The sequence below is a fragment of the Stenotrophomonas sp. STEN009 genome (assembly GCF_056760395.1).
Map to the genome: position 1 here is coordinate 53,679 of NZ_JBRRES010000020.1, position 19,637 is coordinate 73,315.

The 19,637-nt window shown below is 68.5% G+C and carries 18 protein-coding genes; 9 read left to right on the forward strand and 9 right to left on the reverse strand.

All coding sequences use genetic code 11. The features are described 5' to 3' along the window. The first annotated feature begins 89 nt into the window (after positions 1-89). Positions 90-1,283 carry an MFS transporter gene (locus tag ACVOMM_RS11105; protein WP_065182965.1) on the forward strand — a complete coding sequence of 398 codons (1,194 nt, stop codon included), beginning with the start codon at positions 90-92 and terminating at the stop codon, positions 1,281-1,283. A 22-nt stretch (positions 1,284-1,305) separates the two neighbouring features. Here the strand turns inward: ACVOMM_RS11105 and ACVOMM_RS11110 are convergent, their stop codons facing one another. Further along, positions 1,306-1,959 carry a response regulator gene (locus ACVOMM_RS11110; protein WP_065175264.1) on the reverse strand — a complete coding sequence of 218 codons (654 nt, stop codon included), beginning with the start codon at positions 1,957-1,959 and terminating at the stop codon, positions 1,306-1,308. Further along, the gene (locus ACVOMM_RS11115; protein WP_481526249.1) at positions 1,952-4,981 is read right to left on the reverse strand and encodes a sensor histidine kinase; all 3,030 of its coding nucleotides are present in this window, start codon (positions 4,979-4,981) and stop codon (positions 1,952-1,954) included. Before ACVOMM_RS11115 ends, ACVOMM_RS11110 begins: the two co-directional genes overlap by 8 nt. A gap of 96 nt (positions 4,982-5,077) precedes the next feature. Here ACVOMM_RS11115 and ACVOMM_RS11120 point away from each other — a divergent pair, with 96 nt between their 5' ends. The 7 genes from ACVOMM_RS11120 to ACVOMM_RS11150 all read left to right on the forward strand — a co-directional run bounded on the left by ACVOMM_RS11120 (position 5,078) and on the right by ACVOMM_RS11150 (position 11,849). After that, complete coding sequence (locus ACVOMM_RS11120) at positions 5,078-5,410, forward strand: hypothetical protein (protein WP_128989511.1); 333 nt, start codon at positions 5,078-5,080, stop codon at positions 5,408-5,410. Positions 5,411-5,488: 78 nt separating this feature from the next. After that, positions 5,489-5,905 carry a helix-turn-helix transcriptional regulator gene (locus tag ACVOMM_RS11125; RefSeq protein ID WP_065175261.1) on the forward strand — a complete coding sequence of 139 codons (417 nt, stop codon included), beginning with the start codon at positions 5,489-5,491 and terminating at the stop codon, positions 5,903-5,905. Continuing rightward, positions 5,902-6,558 carry a hydrolase gene (locus tag ACVOMM_RS11130; protein ID WP_065175260.1) on the forward strand — a complete coding sequence of 219 codons (657 nt, stop codon included), beginning with the start codon at positions 5,902-5,904 and terminating at the stop codon, positions 6,556-6,558. Before ACVOMM_RS11125 ends, ACVOMM_RS11130 begins: the two co-directional genes overlap by 4 nt. Before the next feature lie 2 nt (positions 6,559-6,560). After that, a complete protein-coding gene (locus ACVOMM_RS11135; RefSeq protein WP_128989507.1) occupies positions 6,561-6,980 on the forward strand; it encodes a DoxX family protein in 420 nt (139 codons plus the stop codon). A gap of 119 nt (positions 6,981-7,099) precedes the next feature. Next, positions 7,100-8,947 (forward strand): amidohydrolase, encoded by a 1,848-nt coding sequence (locus ACVOMM_RS11140; protein ID WP_196768765.1) that lies wholly within the window; start codon positions 7,100-7,102, stop codon positions 8,945-8,947. Continuing rightward, entirely contained in the window at positions 8,926-10,209 is a 1,284-nt protein-coding gene (locus ACVOMM_RS11145) for an alginate export family protein (protein WP_481526250.1), read from the forward strand. The genes ACVOMM_RS11140 and ACVOMM_RS11145 overlap by 22 nt, the downstream gene beginning before the upstream one ends. Then, positions 10,203-11,849 carry an MFS transporter gene (locus tag ACVOMM_RS11150; protein ID WP_065175256.1) on the forward strand — a complete coding sequence of 549 codons (1,647 nt, stop codon included), beginning with the start codon at positions 10,203-10,205 and terminating at the stop codon, positions 11,847-11,849. The genes ACVOMM_RS11145 and ACVOMM_RS11150 overlap by 7 nt, the downstream gene beginning before the upstream one ends. 105 nt (positions 11,850-11,954) lie before the next feature. On the opposite strand, the gene ACVOMM_RS11155 is transcribed toward ACVOMM_RS11150, so the two are convergent. Continuing rightward, positions 11,955-12,779, reverse strand: coding sequence for an alpha/beta fold hydrolase (locus ACVOMM_RS11155; RefSeq protein ID WP_065175255.1), 825 nt, complete (start codon positions 12,777-12,779; stop codon positions 11,955-11,957). Positions 12,780-12,966: 187 nt separating this feature from the next. Between ACVOMM_RS11155 and ACVOMM_RS11160 the strand changes: the two genes are divergently transcribed. Continuing rightward, positions 12,967-13,365, forward strand: coding sequence for a DUF4124 domain-containing protein (locus ACVOMM_RS11160; RefSeq protein ID WP_180875333.1), 399 nt, complete (start codon positions 12,967-12,969; stop codon positions 13,363-13,365). 70 nt (positions 13,366-13,435) lie between these two features. Here the strand turns inward: ACVOMM_RS11160 and ACVOMM_RS11165 are convergent, their stop codons facing one another. The 6 genes from ACVOMM_RS11165 to ACVOMM_RS11190 all read right to left on the reverse strand — a co-directional run bounded on the left by ACVOMM_RS11165 (position 13,436) and on the right by ACVOMM_RS11190 (position 19,636). Then, entirely contained in the window at positions 13,436-14,143 is a 708-nt protein-coding gene (locus tag ACVOMM_RS11165; RefSeq protein WP_481526251.1) for a DUF2968 domain-containing protein, read from the reverse strand. Between the two features lie 98 nt (positions 14,144-14,241). Continuing rightward, positions 14,242-16,389, reverse strand: coding sequence for a TadG family pilus assembly protein (locus ACVOMM_RS11170; protein WP_164152531.1), 2,148 nt, complete (start codon positions 16,387-16,389; stop codon positions 14,242-14,244). A gap of 8 nt (positions 16,390-16,397) precedes the next feature. Continuing rightward, positions 16,398-16,853, reverse strand: a complete 456-nt coding sequence (locus ACVOMM_RS11175) for a DUF3613 domain-containing protein (RefSeq protein ID WP_065182949.1) — start codon at positions 16,851-16,853, stop codon at positions 16,398-16,400. After that, positions 16,850-17,728: a tetratricopeptide repeat protein gene (locus ACVOMM_RS11180; RefSeq protein ID WP_065175332.1), complete on the reverse strand. Its 879-nt coding sequence runs from the start codon at positions 17,726-17,728 to the stop codon at positions 16,850-16,852. The genes ACVOMM_RS11175 and ACVOMM_RS11180 overlap by 4 nt, the downstream gene beginning before the upstream one ends. A gap of 5 nt (positions 17,729-17,733) precedes the next feature. After that, the gene (locus ACVOMM_RS11185; RefSeq protein ID WP_065182948.1) at positions 17,734-18,663 is read right to left on the reverse strand and encodes a type II secretion system F family protein; all 930 of its coding nucleotides are present in this window, start codon (positions 18,661-18,663) and stop codon (positions 17,734-17,736) included. A 22-nt stretch (positions 18,664-18,685) separates the two neighbouring features. Next, positions 18,686-19,636, reverse strand: a complete 951-nt coding sequence (locus ACVOMM_RS11190; protein WP_065182947.1) for a type II secretion system F family protein — start codon at positions 19,634-19,636, stop codon at positions 18,686-18,688. Position 19,637: the final 1 nt, after the last annotated feature.

The window sequence follows — 19,637 nt, forward strand, 5'->3', positions numbered from 1 at the left end:
ACCATGTATGAAAAGTATTCATTTGATCCTACTACAGACGTGAGGCGAATAGGCGCAGGCTACCTCCCGTTCCCTGACTGGAGTTGCTGATGTCCACCCCCACGCTTTCCGTGACCGCCCCGCCGGTCGTGGCTCCTTCCACCTCCCTGGTACTGGCGATGGCGGCCGGTGCCGGGTTTTCGGTGGCATCGCTCTATTACAGCCAGCCGATGCTGGGACTGATCGCCCAGGACCTGTCCGCGGGCGAGCGCGCGGCAGGTCTGGTGCCGACCCTGACCCAGCTCGGCTATGCGCTGGGCATCCTGCTGCTGGCGCCCTTGGGGGATCGTTTCGACCGCCGGTCGCTGATCCTGCTGAAGTCCGCGCTGCTGTCGGTTGCACTTGCCGCAGCGGCCGGGGCGGGGCACCTGCCGGGCCTGCTGATGGCCAGCCTGCTGGTCGGGTTGATGGCAACGCTGGCCCAGGACATCGTGCCTGCCGCTGCGGCGCTGGCTCCGGATGCGCAACGCGGGCAGGTGGTCGGACGGGTGATGACCGGTCTGCTGCTGGGCATCCTGCTGTCGCGCGTGGTCAGCGGGATGGTGGCCGAGGCCTGGGGCTGGCGCACCCAGTTCGTGCTGGCGGCCGTGTCCGTGGCGGCGATGGGGGTGGTGATGGCGCGTGCACTGCCCCGCTTCGCACCCACCAGCACCCTGCGCTATCCGGCGCTGCTGGGCTCGTTGCTGTCGCTGTGGCGGGAGCAGCCGCAGCTGCGCCGGGCGGTGGCGAGCCAGTCGTTGCTGGCGGTGGGTTTCAGCGCGTTCTGGTCAACCCTGGCGCTGATGCTGCATGCGCGTCTGGGACTGGGCAGTGCTGCCGCCGGCGCCTTCGGTATTGCCGGTGCGGCGGGCGCGCTGGCGGCGCCGTTCGCCGGTCGCTTCGCCGACAGGCTGGGCAGCCCCGCAGTGGCACGCCTGGCGATCATGGTGGCATTGCTTGGCTTTGCACTGCTGCTCGCCGAATCGTGGCTGCCCGCAGCGGCACTGCTGCCGCTGCTGGTGGCCAGCGCACTGCTGTTCGATTTCGGCTTCCAGTCGGCCCTGGTGGCCCACCAGACACTGGTGTATGGCCTGGCGCCCGCCGCACGCAGCCGTCTCAATGCAGTGCTGTTCACCGGCATGTTCATCGGCATGGCGGCCGGAGGCGCACTTGGCAGCCTGGCATTGGCGCAGTGGGGGTGGCATGGGGTGGCATGGCTGGCGACGCTCTGTGCCGGTGGCAGCCTGCTGATTCGCCTGCGCTGAGCGCTGCGCGCGCAGCCGCGCGTCAATCGTGGCCGCTGTCGTCCAGGCTGATGATGCCGCGGCGCAGGGCCTGGGTGACCGCATGGGTGCGGTCGCCGACGCCCAGCTTGTCCATCAGGCTCTTCATGTGCGCTTTCACCGTCTGCTCCGAGATCTGCATGCGTTCGCCGATGCGCTTGTTCGAGAGTCCGCCGGCAACATGCCGCAGCACCTCGGTTTCGCGCGGCGACAGCCGGTCCTCCACCACGTGCGCGGCGATGCTGGCGGCCACCGCGGGTGGAATAGGCGCACGGCGACCACCGGCCACCATGCGGATGGTATCGATCAGTTCATGGCGCAGCATGTCCTTGAGCAGGTAGGCGCTGGCACCGGCCTGCAGGGCGCGCACCGCGCGCACGTCGCCGCGGTAGGTGGTCAGCACGATGATGCGGGCACGCGGGTCGAGCGCGCGGATCCGCATGATGGCCTCGACACCGTCCAGCCGGGGCATCTGCAGGTCCATCAGCACCACGTCCGGTTGCAGATGCTGGTACTGCGCGATGGCTTCTTCACCGTCGGCAGCTTCGCCCAGCAGCCGCAGGTCCGGCTGGGCGCCGAGCAGGGCCGCCAGGCCGTCGCGCAGCAGCGGGTGGTCATCGACCACCAGCACGCCGATGGGAGGGGAGAGCTCAGTCATGGTCAGGTCTGCTCCAGGGCCAGCGCCAGCGCGACGGCCTTCGGTGATAGAGGCGGCGCGCGGGGACCGACAGCGCCACTTCGGTGCCCAGGCCGGGCCGCGTCCACAGCTTCAGCGCCGCGCCCAGCCGCTGCGCGCGCTCGCGCATGCCCTGCAGCCCCCAGTGGCCGGCACCGGCATGGTCGTCGGCAATGCCAACGCCGTCATCGCGGACATGCAGCAGGAAGCAGCGGGCACCGTAGGACAGCTCGACCTCGATGGCGCTGGCCTGCGCATGCCGCAGTGCATTGCGGATCGCCTCGCGGCCGATCAGGAACACTTCCTCGGCAGCATCCGGCTGCAGGCGGGGCGCGGTGCCTTCCACGGTCAGGCGCAGTGGGTTGGTGCCCTGGCCGGCGTACTCAGCGTGCACATCGGCCAGGGCCGAGGCCAGATCACGACCCGCGAAGGGACCGTCGCGCAGGGCGTTGACCCGTTCGCGGCCCTCGGCCAGATTGCGTTCGGCCAGCTGCATCGCCGATTCCAGCTGGCTGCGCACGGTTTCCGGTGTCTGTGGTGACTGGCTGATCGCGTGCAGGCGCAGGATCAGGCCCTGGCTGCCCTGCAGCAGCGTGTCATGCAGGTCACGGGCGATGCGCTCGCGTTCGCCGTTGCGCTCCTGCAGCCGGGCCCGGAACAGCGCGGCCAGCTGTCCGCTGCGGATCCGTACGGCCATCACCAGCACCGCCAGCACCAGCAGCGCGCACAGCAGCTTGAACCAGACCGTCTGCATGAAGGTCGGTGCGATGCGGAAGCTGCGATGCGCCGGCACCCGGCTCCAGATGCCGTCTTCGTTGGCGGCCTCCACCTCGAAGCGGTAGCTGCCGGGGGCCAGGTTGGTGTAGTAGGCGCGGGTGCTGCTGCCGGCGTCCTGCCAGTCCTCGTCGACACCCGACAGTCGATAGCGGTAGCGGTTGCGTTCGGGCCGGGCCAGTGAAAGGGCCACGTAGTCGATCTGCAGCTGGGTGGTACCAGCGGGCAGGCGCATATTGTCACGCAGTGGTTCGTGCACGTTGCCGTACAGCACATCGCCGATGCGGACGCTCGGCGCCATGCTGTTGACGTGCGCGTGGGTCGTGTCCAGCCATGCCAGGCCCTGGTTGGTGGCCAGCCAGAGCAGCCCGTCACCGGCCAGCACCGCCGTGGAGATCGGACCGCTCTGCAGGGCGACGCCCGGCATGCCGTCCACGGCATCGAACAGCCGCGGCGTCACCGGCAGGCCGGCGCGCAGCGCGTGCCGCAGATGCGCGCTGTCCAGACGCACCAGGCCGCGGCTGCCGTTGAGCCAGAGCCGGCCCTGTGCATCGGCCACCATGCCGGTGATGCCTTCGAGCACGCCCGCAAGGTCGGTGCGTACCGGCATGAAACGTCCGCCGCCCAGGCGTGCGGCCAGGCCCGATTCGCCGGCGACCAGCAACAGATCGCGCTGCTGCAGCAGGGCAGTCACCGGCCCCACTGACAGCCCCTGCGCGGCACCGAAGGTCTCGATCGTGCTATCACCCAGATGACGCAGGCGTCCATCGGCATACCCCAGCAGCAGCTGGCCGTTGTCGTCCATTGCCAGGGAGGAACAGGCCTGCTCGGGCAGGCGCGGTTCGCGCTGCCAACGGCCCTGCGCGTAATGCAGCACGCCGCGCTCGCCGGTACAGACCCAGGCCTGCTCGTCATCGGGAAACAGCAGCGCGTGCAGTGGCTGGCCGGTGAACGGCGCCGGCAGTGCGATCCGTGCGGTCCGGCCGTTACGCGTGCGCGCGAGATTGACCCAGTCGAATTGCCAGATCGGCGTCGGCGCGCCGCGTGCAGCGGCTTTCAGTTGCGCGCCACTGCCGTCGAGCAGCTCCCGGCGCAGGTCATAAGGTGCCAGGTCCTCGCCGTAGCCATACACGCGGCCATCGCTGGCACGGACCAGCGAGCGATACGGATCGGCAGGACCGGCCGACAGCGTTTTCACGCTGCGCGCGCGGAAGCGGTTGAGGCCGAGATTGGTGCCGACCCAGATATTGCCTTCGCGGTCGGCCATGATCGGCACGGCCGACGTCGCGGTCAGGCCATCCGGTGAATCGAAACGTTCCATGCGCACGGCGCGCCTGCCATCGAACGTGACCCTGGCGACCCCACCGTGCGGGCTCATCGTCGCCCACAGCGCGCCATCAGCGGTGAACTGCAGCCGCGCAGCGACCAGCTCCGGCAGGCGGCGTGCCTCGCGCTCGTGCTGTGGCAGCACACCCTCCGCGTTGGCCAGCGGCGAGGTGCCGCGCACGCGGTCGGCCAGCCACACCTCGCCCAGCGGGCTCTCCACCAACGTGGCCATCTGCGAGACAGCGATGCCGGTGTCCTCGAAGCGGACGGCACCCGGCGCGCGTTTCCAGATCTTCAGGTCGGCCAGCACCCAGAAGGTATTGCGGCTGTCCTGCAGGACCCACTGCACGCGCCGCTCGGGCAGGCCTGCGCTGGCCGGTGGCGGCCGCCAGCGCTTGCCGTCGAACCAGCGCAGCCCGCCGTTGATGGCGGCCCAGCGGCGTCCCTGCTGGTCGCGGCTGAAGCGCGGCACCACGCCGACCGGAACCCCTTCCGCGCGCCCGAAGTTGCGCAGCTGGCCATTGGCGAACTGGCTGATGCCCGCCTGGAAATAGCCGATCCACAGCGCATCGCCATCGCCGGGCACCAGGGTGACCATGTTGGTGGAGGGAAATCGGCTGCCGGGCGGTGCGGGCTGCCGCTCGAAGCGACGCCCGTCGAAGCGGTACAGCCCGGAGCCGGTGGCCAGCCAGAGCAGGCCGTCGCGATCCTGGGCGATGTCCCAGATATCGCCGGGTGCGCCCTGTCCCACCCGCCAGGCGGTGTGCTCGTAGCCGGGCAGCCCGCTGCTCACTGCCGGGCGCTGCACGGCGTGGGCGGGCAGGGCGATGCACAGCAGCAGGCACATCAGCAACGCCGTCAGGCGACGCAGGGAAGGGAAGGGGCAGCCATGCATGCAGCGCATTCTCGCAGGTGCGGGGCAGTGCGGGGTGACCCGAACGGGGTAGGCGCCTGCCGCGGCACTCGGCTATCACGCCGGCATGGACCACAGAGACTCTCCATGCAGCGCCTGTTCGTGATGTTTCCTGACCGCGGTCCCGGCGCCGGCCTGTTGTGGCTGCGGCTGTGCGTGGTCGCAGCGCTGTGCGTGCGCCCGTCCGACGCGGGCTGGCTGACGGCTGCCTGCCTGCTGGTCGCCCTGTCGCTGCTGCTGGGGGTGCTGACGCCGCTGTCGGCGCTGCTGGCCGTGCCGTGCCTGTTCTGGCAGTCCGTGCCGTGGGCCCTGGCGTTGCTGCCGTTGGCCCTGCTGGCACTTGGGCCGGGTGCCTACTCGCTGGACGCGCGGCTGTTCGGACGACGTGTGCTGGAGCGACGGTCTCCCCCATTCGGGTAGGTGCTGCCCTCGTCCGTCGGGGGTAGGGCATCGTGCCGGCGCCCCGCACCATGGGGCACCCCGTCGTGGCACCCCTCCATGGCTACCGTATCCCGCCCTGTTCCGACCGTCGCGGCGCTGCCGCCCCGGCAGGCTGCCGCTCTGCAGCGTGCGCTGCATTACATCGATGAACATCTGTCACAGCCGATGCGGGTCACCGAGCTGGCTGACGCGGCCTGCGTGAGCCGCTTCCATCTGGTGCGGCTGTTCCGCACCGGAACCGGCGCGAGCCCACTGCGCTACGTGCGCCGCCGCCGTATCGAGCGTGCCCGTCAGCTGCTGCCCGTCGTGCAACTGCCGATGTCCTGCCTGGCGCAGCAGCTGGGCTTCTTCGACCAGAGCCATTTCGTCCGCAGCTTCCGCGCGGAGACCGGCTGCAGCCCCGGCCAGTACCTGGCTGGAGATGCAGCCCTGTCCCTTCCCCCTGCCCTTGTTCGCAACGGAGTCCATCCATGAGCCTCGCTACCGCAATTCCTGCCAAAGGCCTGCTATCGCCCACCGATCACGCACTGGTCCTGATTGATTTCCAGTCGCAGATGGCATTTGCAACCCACACGATCGACATCTCGGCGCTGCGCAACAACGTCGCGCTGATCAGCAAGGGCGCGCAGGGTTTCAATGTGCCCGTGGTGCTGACCACGGTCGCGGAGACCTCGTTCTCCGGCCCGATGTTTCCGGAGCTGCCGGTGATCTTCCCCGGGCAGAAGGTGTTCGATCGCACCTCGATGAACACCTGGGAAGACCAGCCGGTGATCGATGAGATCAATCGCATCGGCAGGCGTCGCCTGGTGATGGCCGGGCTGTGGACCAGCGTGTGCATCGTGGGGCCTGCGCTGTCAGCGCTGGAGCAGGGTTTCCAGGTGTACGTGATCACCGACGCCTGCGGCGATGTCAGCGTGGAAGCACATGAGCGGGCGATCGCCCGCATGGTGCAGGCCGGTGCGGTGCCGATGACCAGCGTGCAGTACCTGCTGGAGCTGCAGCGCGACTGGGCGCGCGGCGAGACCTATGGCCTGACCACCGGAATCGCCCGTGATCACGCGGGCGGTTACGGCATCGGCATCCAGTACGCCAAGACCATGTTCGGCGCCCAGGAAGGCGGGCACTGACCATGGATCCGGGGCTCGACCTGGCGCTGCTGATCCTGCGCGTGGCGGCGGGCGGCTTCCTGCTGCCCCACGCGCTGGGCAAGCTGTTCGGCTGGTTCGGTGGCCCTGGCCTGGGCGGCTTTGCGGGCGAACTGCGTGGCTTCGGCCTGCCGTCGGCCGCGCCTCTGCCATTGCTGCTGGCCGGGCTGCAGGTGCTGTCCGGAATGGCCGTACTGCTGGGCTGGCAGACACGCATCGCTGCGCTGGCCGCAGCGGCGTTCATCGGCTTCACCGTGCTGCTGGCCGTGCCCAAGGGCTGGTTCTGGATGCGCGCCGGCGCCGAGTACCCCCTGATGTGGACCCTCGTTCTGCTGGCCATCGCGCTGGCCGGGCCGGGAGCCTGGGCGCTGGACAGCCCCGTATTTCCCGGAGACATCGCATGAACCATGAGCCACTCGATCCCGGCCGCCGCAGCGTCGTACTGGGCACCGGCGCTGCCGTGGCGCTGGGCCTTGCCGGACAGGCCGGCGCCGCCCTCGATTCCGCCCCCAAGGAGCGCCGCATGCACACACTGGTCATCCGCAACGCCCGCATCACCACGCTCGATCCACACCGTCCGCATGCACAGGCGCTGGCCGTACAGGAAGGGCGCATCATCGCCGTAGGCAGCGATGAAGAGATCATGCGTGGTTGGGGAGCCGAAGCCACGCTCATCGACGCGCAGGGCAGGCGACTGGTGCCCGGCCTCAACGACAGTCACACCCACCTCATCCGTGGTGGCCTGAACTACAACCTGGAGCTGCGCTGGGACGGGCTGCGTTCGCTGGCCGATGCAATGGCCATGCTCAAGGCACAGGTCGATCGCACCCCGGCGCCGCAATGGGTGCGCGTGGTGGGGGGCTTCACCGCCGCCCAGTTCCACGAGAAGCGCCTGCCGACCCTGCAGGAGCTCAACCAGATCGCACCGGATACGCCGGTGTTCCTGCTGCACCTGTATGACCGCGCGCTGCTCAACGGGGCGGCGCTGCGTGCATGCGGCTACACCCGCGAAACGCCGGACCCGCCCGGTGGCCAGATCGTGCGCGATTCGCTGGGCAACCCCACCGGCCTGCTGCTGGCCAAGCCCAATGCGTTGATTCTGTATGCGACGCTGGCCAAGGGGCCACGCCTGCCGGTCGAATACCAGGCCAACTCCACCCGTCACTTCATGCGCGAGTTGAACCGGCTCGGCATCACCTCGGTGATCGATGCCGGGGGAGGCTTCCAGAACTATCCCGAGGACTACCAGGTCATCGAGCAGCTGCACCGCGACGACCAGCTGACCGTGCGTATCGCCTACAACCTGTTCACGCAGAACAAAGGCAAGGAAGTGGATGACTTCCGTGGCTGGAGTGAGATCCTGCAGCCCCGCCAGGGCGATGATCTGCTGCGCCACAACGGCGCCGGCGAGATGCTGGTGTTCTCGGCAGCGGACTTCGAGCTGTTCAGCGAACCACGCCCCGAGCTGCCGCCGGAACTGGAGCCGGAGCTGCATGATGTGGTGAAGCTGCTGGTGCAGAAGCGCTGGCCGTTCCGCATCCACGCGACCTATGACGAGAGCATCGGCCGCATCCTCGATGTCTATGAGCAGGTCAACCGCGAAGTACCGTTCGATGGACTGCACTGGTTCATCGATCACGCCGAGACCATCACCCCGCGCAACATCGAGCGGATCCGGGCACTGGGTGGAGGCATTGCGGTACAGCACCGCATGGCCTACCAGGGCGAAGCGTTCGTCGAACGCTATGGCGTGCAGGCGGCACGGCACACGCCGCCGGTGAAGCGCATGCTGGCCGAAGGCGTGCCGGTCGGCGCCGGCACCGACGCCACCCGCGTGGCCAGCTACAACCCCTGGGTCGCGCTGTCGTGGCTGGTCACCGGGCGCACCGTCGGCGGCCTGGCGCTGTATGGGGAGGAGAACCTGCTGGAGCGCGAGCAGGCCTTGCGCCTGTGGACGCAGGGCAGCGCATGGTTCTCCGGCGATGAAGCGGTGAAGGGCACCTTGAGGGAAGGCCAGTTGGCCGATTTCATCCTGCTCTCGGCCGATTTCTTCCGCGTCGAAGATGCCCGCATCGCCGACATCACCAGCGTGCTTACCGTGGTCGGTGGCCGCATCGTGCATGCCGGCGAAGACTATGCCGGACTGGCGCCGCAGCTGCCGCCGGCGATGCCGGACTGGTCGCCGGTCAACCGGTTCGGGGGGTATCACGTGAGCGGCGCGGCCACCGGCCTGGCGAAGGCGCATCACCATCACCATGGTGCGGCCTGCAGGACCCACGGTGCACACGACCATGCCGCGCGCCATGCAGCACCCAGCAATGATCTGACCGCATTCTGGGGTGCGATGGGATGCTCGTGCTTCGCATTCTGAGCCTCGCCCTGCTGGCCGCGCCGTCCCTTGCGCTCGCCTGCGAGGGGGGCTACTGCAGCGATGCCGCTGACGGCACGTTGCAGTGGGATGCCTCGATGCGTCTGCGCGGCATGTACTACGACCCGACCCGCTTCGGTATCGGCGGCGGCGAGGATGGCTACGGCCTGCTTCGCGCATTGGCGTCGGCCACCTACGGTGAACGCGACTGGAAGGCGATGCTGCAGCTGGGCGTGCACGGGGAGCGTGGGAGGGCCGGTGGACCTGGCAGGACCGATCGGGGTGCGCTGGATGTGCAGCAGGCGTACTGGCGCTGGCAGCGCGACGGCCTGCATGTGCAGCTCGGGCGGCAGGAGGCGGGCCATGGCAGCTCGCGCCTGCTGTCGGTGCGCGACGGGCCGAATATCCGCCTGGCCTTCGATGGTGCCAGGGTCGGATGGCAGGGCGGACTGGGCGTGCTGGAACTGATGGCACTGCGTCCGGTGGAGAACCGGCCGGGTGCGTTCGATGACCGTGGCGAACGCGGTGCGCATCTGTGGGGTGCCTATGCAACCACGGCGCCAGGCCAGGGTCCGGGCCAGTGGGACCTCTATCTGCTGGACTATCGCCGGGAGGACGCCCGCTTCGCGGCAGGCGCCGGCATCGAGCGCCGGCAGACTCTCGGGGCGCGCTGGTTCGGCCAGGCCGGATCGTTGGACTGGAACAGCGAGCTGGTCGTGCAGGGCGGTGAGCTGCGGACCACCAGCGAGCAGCTTGATATCCGCGCGTGGACGCTGGCCACCGATACCGGTTGGCGTTGGCCGCAACTGCCCTTGCAGCCACGGCTGGGACTGAAGGCCGACATCGCCAGTGGTGATGGCCGCCGGAACGACGCCCGGCTGGGCACCTTCAATGCCCTGTTCCCGAAATCGGTCTACTTCAGCGAAGCCAGCCTGCTGGCGCCGGCGAACCTGATGGACGTGCAGCCAACCCTCACACTGCGGTTGCACGAATCCGTCACCACTGAACTGGGCATGCAGATGGCCTGGAAGCACCGCCGCGCCGATGCGGTGTACACCACGCCCGCACCGCTGGTGGCGTTGCCCGGCAGCGCAGGCGGCGCGCGCAGGATCGGCCGCCAGTACAAATCCGAAACCCGCTGGCAGGCCAGTGCACACTGGCAGTGGCAGCTGCAGCTGGCCTGGGTCGATGCCGGTCCTGCGCTGACGCAGGCCGGTGGCCAGGACACGTTGTTCGCCTCGATCGTTGGAGCATGGCAATGGTGAATGCACGCACATCGCAACCTCCCGCACCGGCCGCAGGTGCCTGGTCCCCGCTGAAGATCCGCATGTTCCGCTCGATCTGGCTGGCGATCCTGGCCAGCAACATCGGTACGTGGGTCAATGACGTGGCCGCGGCCTGGGTGATGGCCGAACGCACAGGATCACCGTTGATGGTGGCCCTGGTGCAGTCAGCCACAACCGTACCGATCGTGCTGCTGGCACTGGCCGCAGGAACCCTGGCCGACATCGTCGATCGCCGCACGTACCTGCTGGCCACCCAGGGATGGATGCTGGCAGTGGCGGCCTTGATGGCGGTGCTGACCTCGCTCGGCATGCTGACGCCGCAGCTGCTGGTGCTGCTCACGTTCTGCATGGGATGTGGCGCGGCGATGGCGATGCCGGCGCAGGCAGCGATCGTCTCCGAGCTGGTTCCGCAGCCGATGCTGCCGTCGGCAGTGGCGCTGAATTCGATCGGCATCAACATCGCCCGTTCGATCGGGCCTGCTGTCGGTGGCCTGATCGTCGCCCAGCTGGGAGCCGTGTGGGCCTTTGGCTTCAATGCCATCACCTTCGCTGCGATGCTGTTCGTGGTCTGGGGCTGGAAGCGTGACCCGAAGGCATCGAGCCTGCCGCCGGAAGGCTTCGGTGCCGGACTGAAGGCCGGACTGCGCTATGCCAGCCGCGCCGGGCGTCTGCAGGCGGTGCTGATCAAATCGGTCGGCTTTTTCTTCTTCGCTGCGGCGATGAACGCATTGTTGCCGGTGGTGGTGCGAGGGCAGATGCATGGCGGTGCAGGGCAGTACGGCATGCTGCTGGGCTGCATCGGCATCGGCGCGGTTGCCGGGGCGCTGCTGCTGCCTAGATTGCGCGCACAGCTGGACCGCGATCTGCTGGTGTTGCTGGCGACGCTGGCGCTGGCACTGAGCTTGGTTGGACTGGCGCTGACCCGCAGCTGGTACCTGCTGCCGGTGGTGATGCTGGTTAACGGTTTTGCCTGGATCACGGTGCTGTCCTCGTTGCAGATCGCCGCACAGACGGCGGTTCCGGCGTGGGTGAGGGCACGAGCGCTGGCGCTGTACATCATGGTGTTCTCGGCAGGCATGGCCGCCGGCGGCCTATGCTGGGGCGCGCTGGCGCAGCGAACATCGCCGGAACTGGCGCTGCTGGTTGCGGCAGCAGGCGCGGTCATCGGCGGGCTGCTGGTGTGGAGGGTGCGAATCGCTGGCACCGAAGATCTCAACCTGCGCCCTGCGGGTCATTGGCCGGCGCCGGAACTGTCGGTGCCGGTCTCCAACGATCGCGGGCCGGTGCTGGTGACGATCGAATACCGCATCGATGCCGCCGACCGTGCATCGTTCCAGGCGCAGATGCGCGCGCTGGGCACGGTCCGGCGCCGCGACGGTGCGGTGGTGTGGGGCGTGGTCGAAGATGTGGCCAGCCCGGGCATCCATCTGGAGTATTTCGTGACCCCGTCCTGGCTGGAGCACCTGCGCCAGCACGAGCGCATTACGGCCGACGACAAGGCGATCCAGGAAGTGCTGCGTGCCCTGCACCGTGGTGAACGCGCGCCGGTGGTACGTCATTTCGTCGGCGGGCATGACCCGTTGCCCACGGCGGTACCGCACCATCACAGCGATATCTGACAGGTAGCGCCGGGCCATGCCCGGCGGATGCTGGATACGTTCGCCGGGCAATACCCGTCGCTACCCCGCAGGAGCTGCGGCGCAGTGGGGCGCCGCCGCGGGACATCATTTGCGGGCGAACGCCAGCAGGTCGGCGTTGAAGCGATCGGCATGGGTGACGGTCAGGCCGTGCGGCGCGCCGGGGTAGACCGTCAGTTCGGCGTCCTTGATGATCTGCGAGGACAGCTTGGCCGACGCATCGAAGGGGACGATCTGGTCGTCGTCACCGTGCACGACCCATGCCGGCACGTCGATCTTCTGCAGATCTGCGGTGTAGTCGACTTCCGAGAATTCATGGATGCAGTCGTACTGGCCCTTCACACCGCCCAGCATGCCCTGCAGCCAGAACGAATCGCGCATGCCCTGGGTGACCGTGTTGCCGTCACGGTTGGCGCCGAAGAAGGGCGTGGCCAGGTCCTGGAAGAACTGCGAACGATCACCGCCGGTGCCCTTGCGGATGCCGTCGAAGACCTCCAGTGGCGTTCCGGCCGGGTTGCCCGCGGTCTTCAGCATCAGTGGCGGTACCGCACCGACCAGCACCACCTTCGCCACGCGCGCGCTGCCATGGCGGCCGATGTAGTGGGCCACCTCGCCACCACCGGTGGAGTGGCCGACCAGGATGGCGTCCTTCAGGTCCAATGCGTCGATCACCGCGGCCAGGTCGTCGGCGTAGGTGTCCATGTCGTTGCCGTCCCAGGTTTGGCTGGAACGACCGTGGCTGCGCCGGTCGTGGGCGATCACGCGGAAGCCGTTCTGGCCCATGAACAGCATCTGCGGGTCCCAGGCGTCTGAGGACAGTGGCCAGCCGTGCGCGAAAACGACCGGTTGCCCGGTGCCCCAGTCCTTGTAGAAGATGCGGGCGCCGTCGTTGACGGTGATGTAGTTGCTCATTGCGGTTTCCTTGGCGGAAGGGAAGGACGGCGGCGGCGAAGGTGGCCGTCGCCTGTGGCAGTACAGCGCAGAGGTGATGCAGTGGCTTGCACGGCTGTGCTGGATGAGCACGGATGTGACGCGGATCGCTCTGGCGCGCGGCGCTCGTCGTACCGACCATGAGTGCTGGTCGTGGGAGGGGGTGAAGATGAGGACTCTGCCGGGATGGGGGCTGCTGGCCATGCTGTTGGCGACATCCGCAGCGGCGCAGACCCAGGTCTACAAGTGCACGGACGGCGGGCGTGCGCTGTACCAGCAGACGCCTTGCCAGGGGCAGGCGGAGTGGCGCTGGGAAGTGCCCGCCGAGCAGTCGCTGCCGCGCGGCAGTGCGCCGCTCACCGCCGAGGCGACCCCCACGGGTAACGGTGGACGCAGGCCGACGCGGCGATCGGGTCGTGCACAGGGGGCGTTGATTCCGATCAGTGCGGATGCTGCGGCCTGTGCACGGGCGCGCAGGATGCGCACGGAGGCGCTGGCCAGAACGCGCCGGGCGGATTTCGTCCAGCGCAGGCAGTGGGACGATGCCGTGTTCGAGGCCTGCCGCTGAAACGGGTCGCAATCAGGCCAAAAACGACAACGGCGCCGTTCGGCGCCGCTGTCGGGTTCTGTCGGGGGATTCAGCGAACGTCGCTGGCCGCTGCCGGCGCGGGTGTGCTGTCCGGCTTCGGCAGGCTCAATTCGGGGTTGCCCTGTTCGGCCTGCAGGATCTGGATGCGGCGCTGCAGGGCGTCCAGCTGGCTGTTGGTGCTCTGCACATCGGTGCTCAGGCTGACGGCCTGCTGCTGGGCCTGCTGCAGTGACGCGCTGACCTGGGCCGACTGCGCCTGCTGCTGCTCCATTTCCTGCTGCAGGGTACGCAGGCGCTCTTCGTTGTAGGCCACCAGGCGCTCGGTATAGCGCTTGCCGGCTTCCAGGCGGGTGGTATCGATGTAGACCTGCGCGAGCTGTTCGGTCTGCTGCACGAACGTGCGATAGACCCGCTCGGCGTTGTCGACGGCATCGGTCTTGATGACGCGCCAGAAGTTCTTTTCCTGGAACAGGGCGACGTAGTAGGTCAGGGTACTGGCATTGAAAAGCAGGCTGGCGCCGTAGTTGCCGTTGTACGTGGTACGCAGTTCGGTCAGCTGGCGTGCGTCCATCAACTGCTTGAGCTCGTCCACCGTGTTGCGTACCACGGGTGCGCTGCTGCGTACCGGTTCGGCTGCGCCTTCGCGGCTGCTGCGCGCCGCCAGTGCGGACGGTGCCGCCAGCAGCATGGCCACGGCCAGCAGTGCCGCGCCGCGCGCGTGGCGGGCGAAGACGGTGCCCCCTGAAGTTTCTCGCATGTCTGGACCATCCACGGATGAGTGTGGGTTGAGATGGAAGTGTTCCCCGCCCGGGAGTCTAGCATGCGCGGCGGCGGCGCCAAGGGCGCCGGCCCGGCTCAGAACACAAGCTGTGCGCCATTGCACTGGATGGACTGGACGTTGACATCGGTGCGGCCCAGCTCCAGCCCCAGCAGGCTGGCCAGGGTCGTGCTCAGCAGGGAGCCGACGGTGTTGAGCACCGGCTTGAGCGCGGCCAGCACCGGGTTCAGCACGGTGCACAGCACACCGCTGCAGGACACGTTGTTGCCGGGCGCGGTGACACCCCCGCCGGCCGCCGCGTCGAGGAAGCCGTCCGGGGCGGTCTGGATGTACGAGGCCAGATTGGTGCGGACGCAGCCGTTGTAGTCGATCAGGTTGCCCAGCAGGCTGTCGCAGCGGTTGATGAGCAGCCCGCCGACCAGTGAGCCGAGCAGCCCGTCGAGCAGACCCAGGCCCTGTCCCGTCACGGTGGCGCGGTAGCCTGCCCAGACCGAGCCATCTTCCCAGCAGGTGCCCAGCCCGATCAGGCAGGGTTTGGGCACGCCCTTCTTGACCGTCCAGTTGCCCAGCGGTGCCAGGTTGCGCGACGGGTCGCCGTCGCGCAGCAGGGGAATGAGCTGGTCGACGTTGTAGCGGCCGCCCGAGGGGAACGCTGCCTGCAGGTAGCGGTCGGCCAGTGCCTTGGCCGTGTCGTTGGCATTCATGCCCTGTGCCGGCGAGCTCAGCATGCCCGACAAAACACGCAGCAGCTCGTTGACCAGGTGCGAGACCGCGTCACCGACGGCCAGGGGATTGATCCGGGTGGTGCCGGTCTGGCCGGCGGCCAGGGTCAGGCTCTGCGTGCCGGTCAGCGCCGGCAGGGTGATCTTGTCGTTGATCAGCGGCCGTCCCAGCAGTGTCAGCAGTTGTTCGTTCTGCAAGGTGGCGTCGCAGACATTGCTCTTGGAGAAACGGTCGGCGGCATTGACCTTGCCGACGCACGCGCGCAGTACCGAGGAGTCCACCTGGATGGTGGCGGTGGGCGGTGCCGCGCTGCACTGGATGCTGGTCAGTGTTCCCATCGCGTTGGCCACGTCCACATGCAATGGCAGGTGCAGGCGCGTGCCCAGCAGGTTGAGCAGTGGCCCCACCCCGAACAGGCGGTCGCTGTCGACGTCGACCATCAGCCGGACCTGTGCGTTGTAGGCCCGCGAACCGACACCGCCGATGGCGATCGACGGCGGTTCGACAACACCTGCCTTGATATCCATGCCGAGCAGGTTGAGGTTCGGCACCGCTACGCCATTGCCGTCATTGGCGATGGAGATGGCTGCATTGACCAGGTCAAGCACGTTGATCTGCGACTGCAGCGCACTGCCCACCGTGCCGTCGGGAGAGATCACCTCGGCGAACAGTCCGCCGCCGCCGTTCTGGCTGCCCAGCGCGATATTGACCCGATTGATGTCGAGGCGGGTGGCCACCAGGTCGGACAGCGCACGCAGCTGCACGCCCGCGGTGGTGCTGCGGCCGACCACCGTGGCGGTGGCGTCCACCAGCCGTGCCAGTGAAACCTGGTTCAACGACAGCAGGCGATTGAAGTCGGCCACGCTGAGATTGGCGGTGACCGGAATGCCGAGCGCATTGAGCAGGCCTGACGGTGTGATGTTGGCCTGCGCCAGTCCGTCGTACGACAGCACCGTGGCGTTGGTGACGTCCAGCCCCACCAGGCGCAGGGTGCCCATCAAGGGCGAGTTGCCGTTCGTGCGCAGCAGCTGCGAACCCACCGCGAACACCGCCGTCGGTTCCGAGCGGCGTGCCACGGCCTGCACGGTGATGGTCGGCAGGCTCTCGTTCTGGCCGAAGAACGGCAGCACGCTGCGGGTCGCAACCACCCGCACCGCATTGCGCGGATTGCTGGCGTCGACCGTCTCGCTGAAGCGGTTGCCTCCGCGTGCGGCGCTCCAGTTGCCGCAGCGGACCTGCACCGTGCCCGGGAACTGGTTCTGCGTGAGTGCGCTCTGCCGCGCGGCGCTGTTGTCGCCGTTGTTCGATGTACACAGCTCAAGTCGCTGTGCACCTGCCAGCGCCGCCAGGTCCACGACCTTCTGCGCATCGCGCTTGGCCCAGAACAGGAAGCCGACCTCGATCAGACCCAGCATGGCCACCAGTGCCAGCATCACCAGCATCATGGTGACGGACATGCCGCCGCGCGGGCGGTGGAAACGGGGCTGGCGAGAGCGGTTCATGGCATGCCTCAGCGTCCGGAGTTGGAGGTGCTCTTGGAACTGCCGACATCCGTGTCGAAGAAGGCGGGGATGTCCTGCTCGAAACTCTTCAGGTAGCGCGCGTAGCTGGCGGTGGCCTGATCACCGAGGATCGGCAGCCGCGGGCCGGCCTGTTGCCCGGACGCCTGCAGCTGGAACAGCTGGCGCGTGGCATCACCGACCTCGTTGCGCCGCGGCGCAGCCGGTGCAGCGGCCACCCGGGCAGGAGGCGCGGGCGGCATCGCGGGGGGCGGCGCAGGCGCCGCGAGGTCGACGGTTGCCAGTGCTTCGGCCTGCTGCGGCGCGATGGCAGGGGCCGCTGCCGGGCTGCCTCCCAGCATCTGGCCGGTCAGCGGCGCCTGTGGCGCCTGTGCGTGGGCTCCCGTGGCAAGCAGGCAGCAGGTGACCGCAGGCAGCAGGCGTCGGATCAGGGTCATCGCGGTCATGGCGTGTTCTCGGTCGGGTGGTCGGACGTGCCGAAGCGCTCCAGCATCGACGGCGGCAGACGGGAGGGATCGCGATCGCGGGCGTCACGGCGTGTTTCGGCCGCCAGCCGGCTGCCGGCCGGGGCGGGGGCGCGGGATGGCACAGTGGCGATCCGTGCCGTGCTGCTGGCCGCCGATGCCTGGGCTTGGCGCTGCTGCAGCCGGCTGCGGATCTGCTGGGCCTGCTGCTGGATGCTGCGCCGGGTGTCTTCGTTGAGGTTGGCCTGCGCAGCCAGGCGTTCAGCCGTGGCGTTGTCGCCGCGCAGGACCGCCCACAGCGCCAGGTTGGCGGTCGCCTTGGCGTTGCCCGGTGATAGTTCCAGTGCTTTGGCCAGCGGCTCGCGGGCCTGATCGAAGCGGCCGGCACGCAGACGCGCATACCCCAGGTCACCCAGGTAATCGGTATTCAACGGCTGCAGCTGGGTGGCGCGGGCCAGCGACAGTTCGCTGCCGGCCTCGTCATCGCGATGCGCGGCGATCAGGCCCAGGCCATGTGCCGCGGCGGCGGCCTGCGGCCCGCTGCTGAGTTCGCGGTACAGCGCGGCCGCGGCGTCGGTCTGGCCGGTCTCGCGCAGTGCATTGGCCTGCAGCAGGCGCAGCGCCGGAGGATCGCCGTAGCGCTGGCGGAATGCATCCACATGCGCCAGCGAGGCGTACCAGGCCCCTTGCAGCTGCATGCGCTCGATCAGCTCAAGGTAGGCATTGCGGCTGTCCTGCGGCGCGGGCCCGGGCTCGGCCAGGGTGGGCGCGCGCAGGTACTTCGGGGTGGACGAGGCGCATCCCGCGACGGCAGTGGCAAGAGCAAACAACAGACAGGCGTGGCGCAGAGCAGGCATGACGGTCATCCCATGTTCGACAGGGTTTTGGCCAGCGCGACCAGCGCGGGCCCGGCCAGCACCAGCATCAGTGCAGGCAGCAGGGTCAGCATCATCACCACGGTCATCTTCACCGAGAGCTTGCCGACCTTCTCTTTCAGAGCATTGCGGCGCTGTTCGCGCAGCCGGATGCTGAACTGGCGCAGCGGCTCCTGCACCGCGCCGCCGTGGGCGTGCACCTGCAGGATCAACTGCACCAGGCTGGACAGGTCGTCATCGCCGTAGACATCGCTGAGCCGGCGCAGCGACTGGGCGCGAGTGCGTCCATGGGTGTAGGCGACGTTCGCCTCCTGGATCTCGCCACCGAGCACCGGCAGTGCGTCGCGCAGCTTGTCGCCCAGGGTCTGCAGGCTCTGATCCATGCTGAAGCCAACCCCCTGCAGAAGGCGCAGCAGGTCGATCAACAGCGGCAACTCGTTGTTGACGGCGCGCCGCCGCCGCTTGACCCACGCGGCCAGCACGAACTTGGGCAGCAGCAGGCCGGCGGCGAGCGCGCCGACGATCACCATGATCCGGGCCAGGCCGGTGGCATCGCTCACGGCCAGGGTCAGCGCCAGCACCAGTACTGCCAGCAGCAGGCGAAGGCCCAGATAGATCGCCGTGCCGCGACGGGTGTTCCAGCCGGCCAGATCAAGCAGCAGGCGATCCTCGCCTGCCAGCAGTGCGGCTTCCAGGCGCCCGCCGCTGAGCGTCCGGCCGAAGCGCTCCAGCCAGCCCAGTGAATCCCTGCGGGCCGCGTCCTCGTCGGCGATCGGATCACGTGGCTGCAATGCGGTCTTCAGCGTTGCCGCACTGCGGTCCTCGCGATGGCTGCGGACCCAGCCGCCCACACCGAGCAGGGCGACGCCGGCGGCCAGGACCAGCAGGGCAAGTGCGAACCAGGCAGTTGCGCTCATCGGGAACCTCCGCTGCGGATGCTCATAGCGACTTGGCCAGGCGATACAGCAGGAAACCACCGAGCAGTTCCAGGCCCAGGGCGATCAGCAGGATCTTGTGACCGAGCGGATCGTGCAGGACGGGCTGGAAGAACTCGGGGCTGGAGATCGCCATCAGTACGGCGCTGGCGGGCGGAAGCAGTCCCAGCACCCAGGCCGACATGCGGGTCTCGGACGTGGTGGCTGACAGCTCCTGCTGGGCCTGCTCCAGGTCGCGCATGAAATCGCCCATGCGCTGCAGGATCTGATCGGCGCGGCCGCCGATGCGGACGCTGACGCCCATCACCACGGCCAGCACCTTCAGCACCTCCATCCGATAGGGCTGCGCGGCGAGGTTCAGTGCGCGGTCCAGGTCCATGCCGCCCCGCGCGTATCGCACGGTGGTGTCCAGCAGCTCACGCAGTGGCGGCGTCGCCTGTTGCGACGCGACCTGGAAGGCCGACTGCAGGCTGTTGCCGAGCGCGGTCAGGCGGACCAGGTTGTCGAGGAAGTCCGGCAGCTGATGCAGCAGCTTGGCCTGCAACTTGGCGGTGCGGCGCATGATCCACAACCAGCAGCCCAGCAGGTACAGCAGCAGCGTCAGCGGCAGCATCCATGCCGTTCCCAGCCGCAGCATCGCGAACAGCGAGAGGGCCAGGCCGGGCACCAGCAGCATCAGCGGCACCTTCCAGCCGGTGGCGAGGCCCGCGCGTTGCAGCAGGCCATTCCAGGGCAGCGCGCGACGGCCAGCTGCTGCCGGCAGCGGCCGCGATCCATCGTTGGCCGCAGCCGCGTTGCTGCCCGGGCCCGCGCTGCCACGTGCCAGCTGCTGTTCGGCATGCTGCAGGGATGCCTGCCGCTGTTCGCGGCTGTTGGCGGTGCCCCACAGCCATACCGCCAGCGCCAGCAGCACCGACACGATGCTCAATACGCCCAGCAGCAGGCCGGTCCCCATG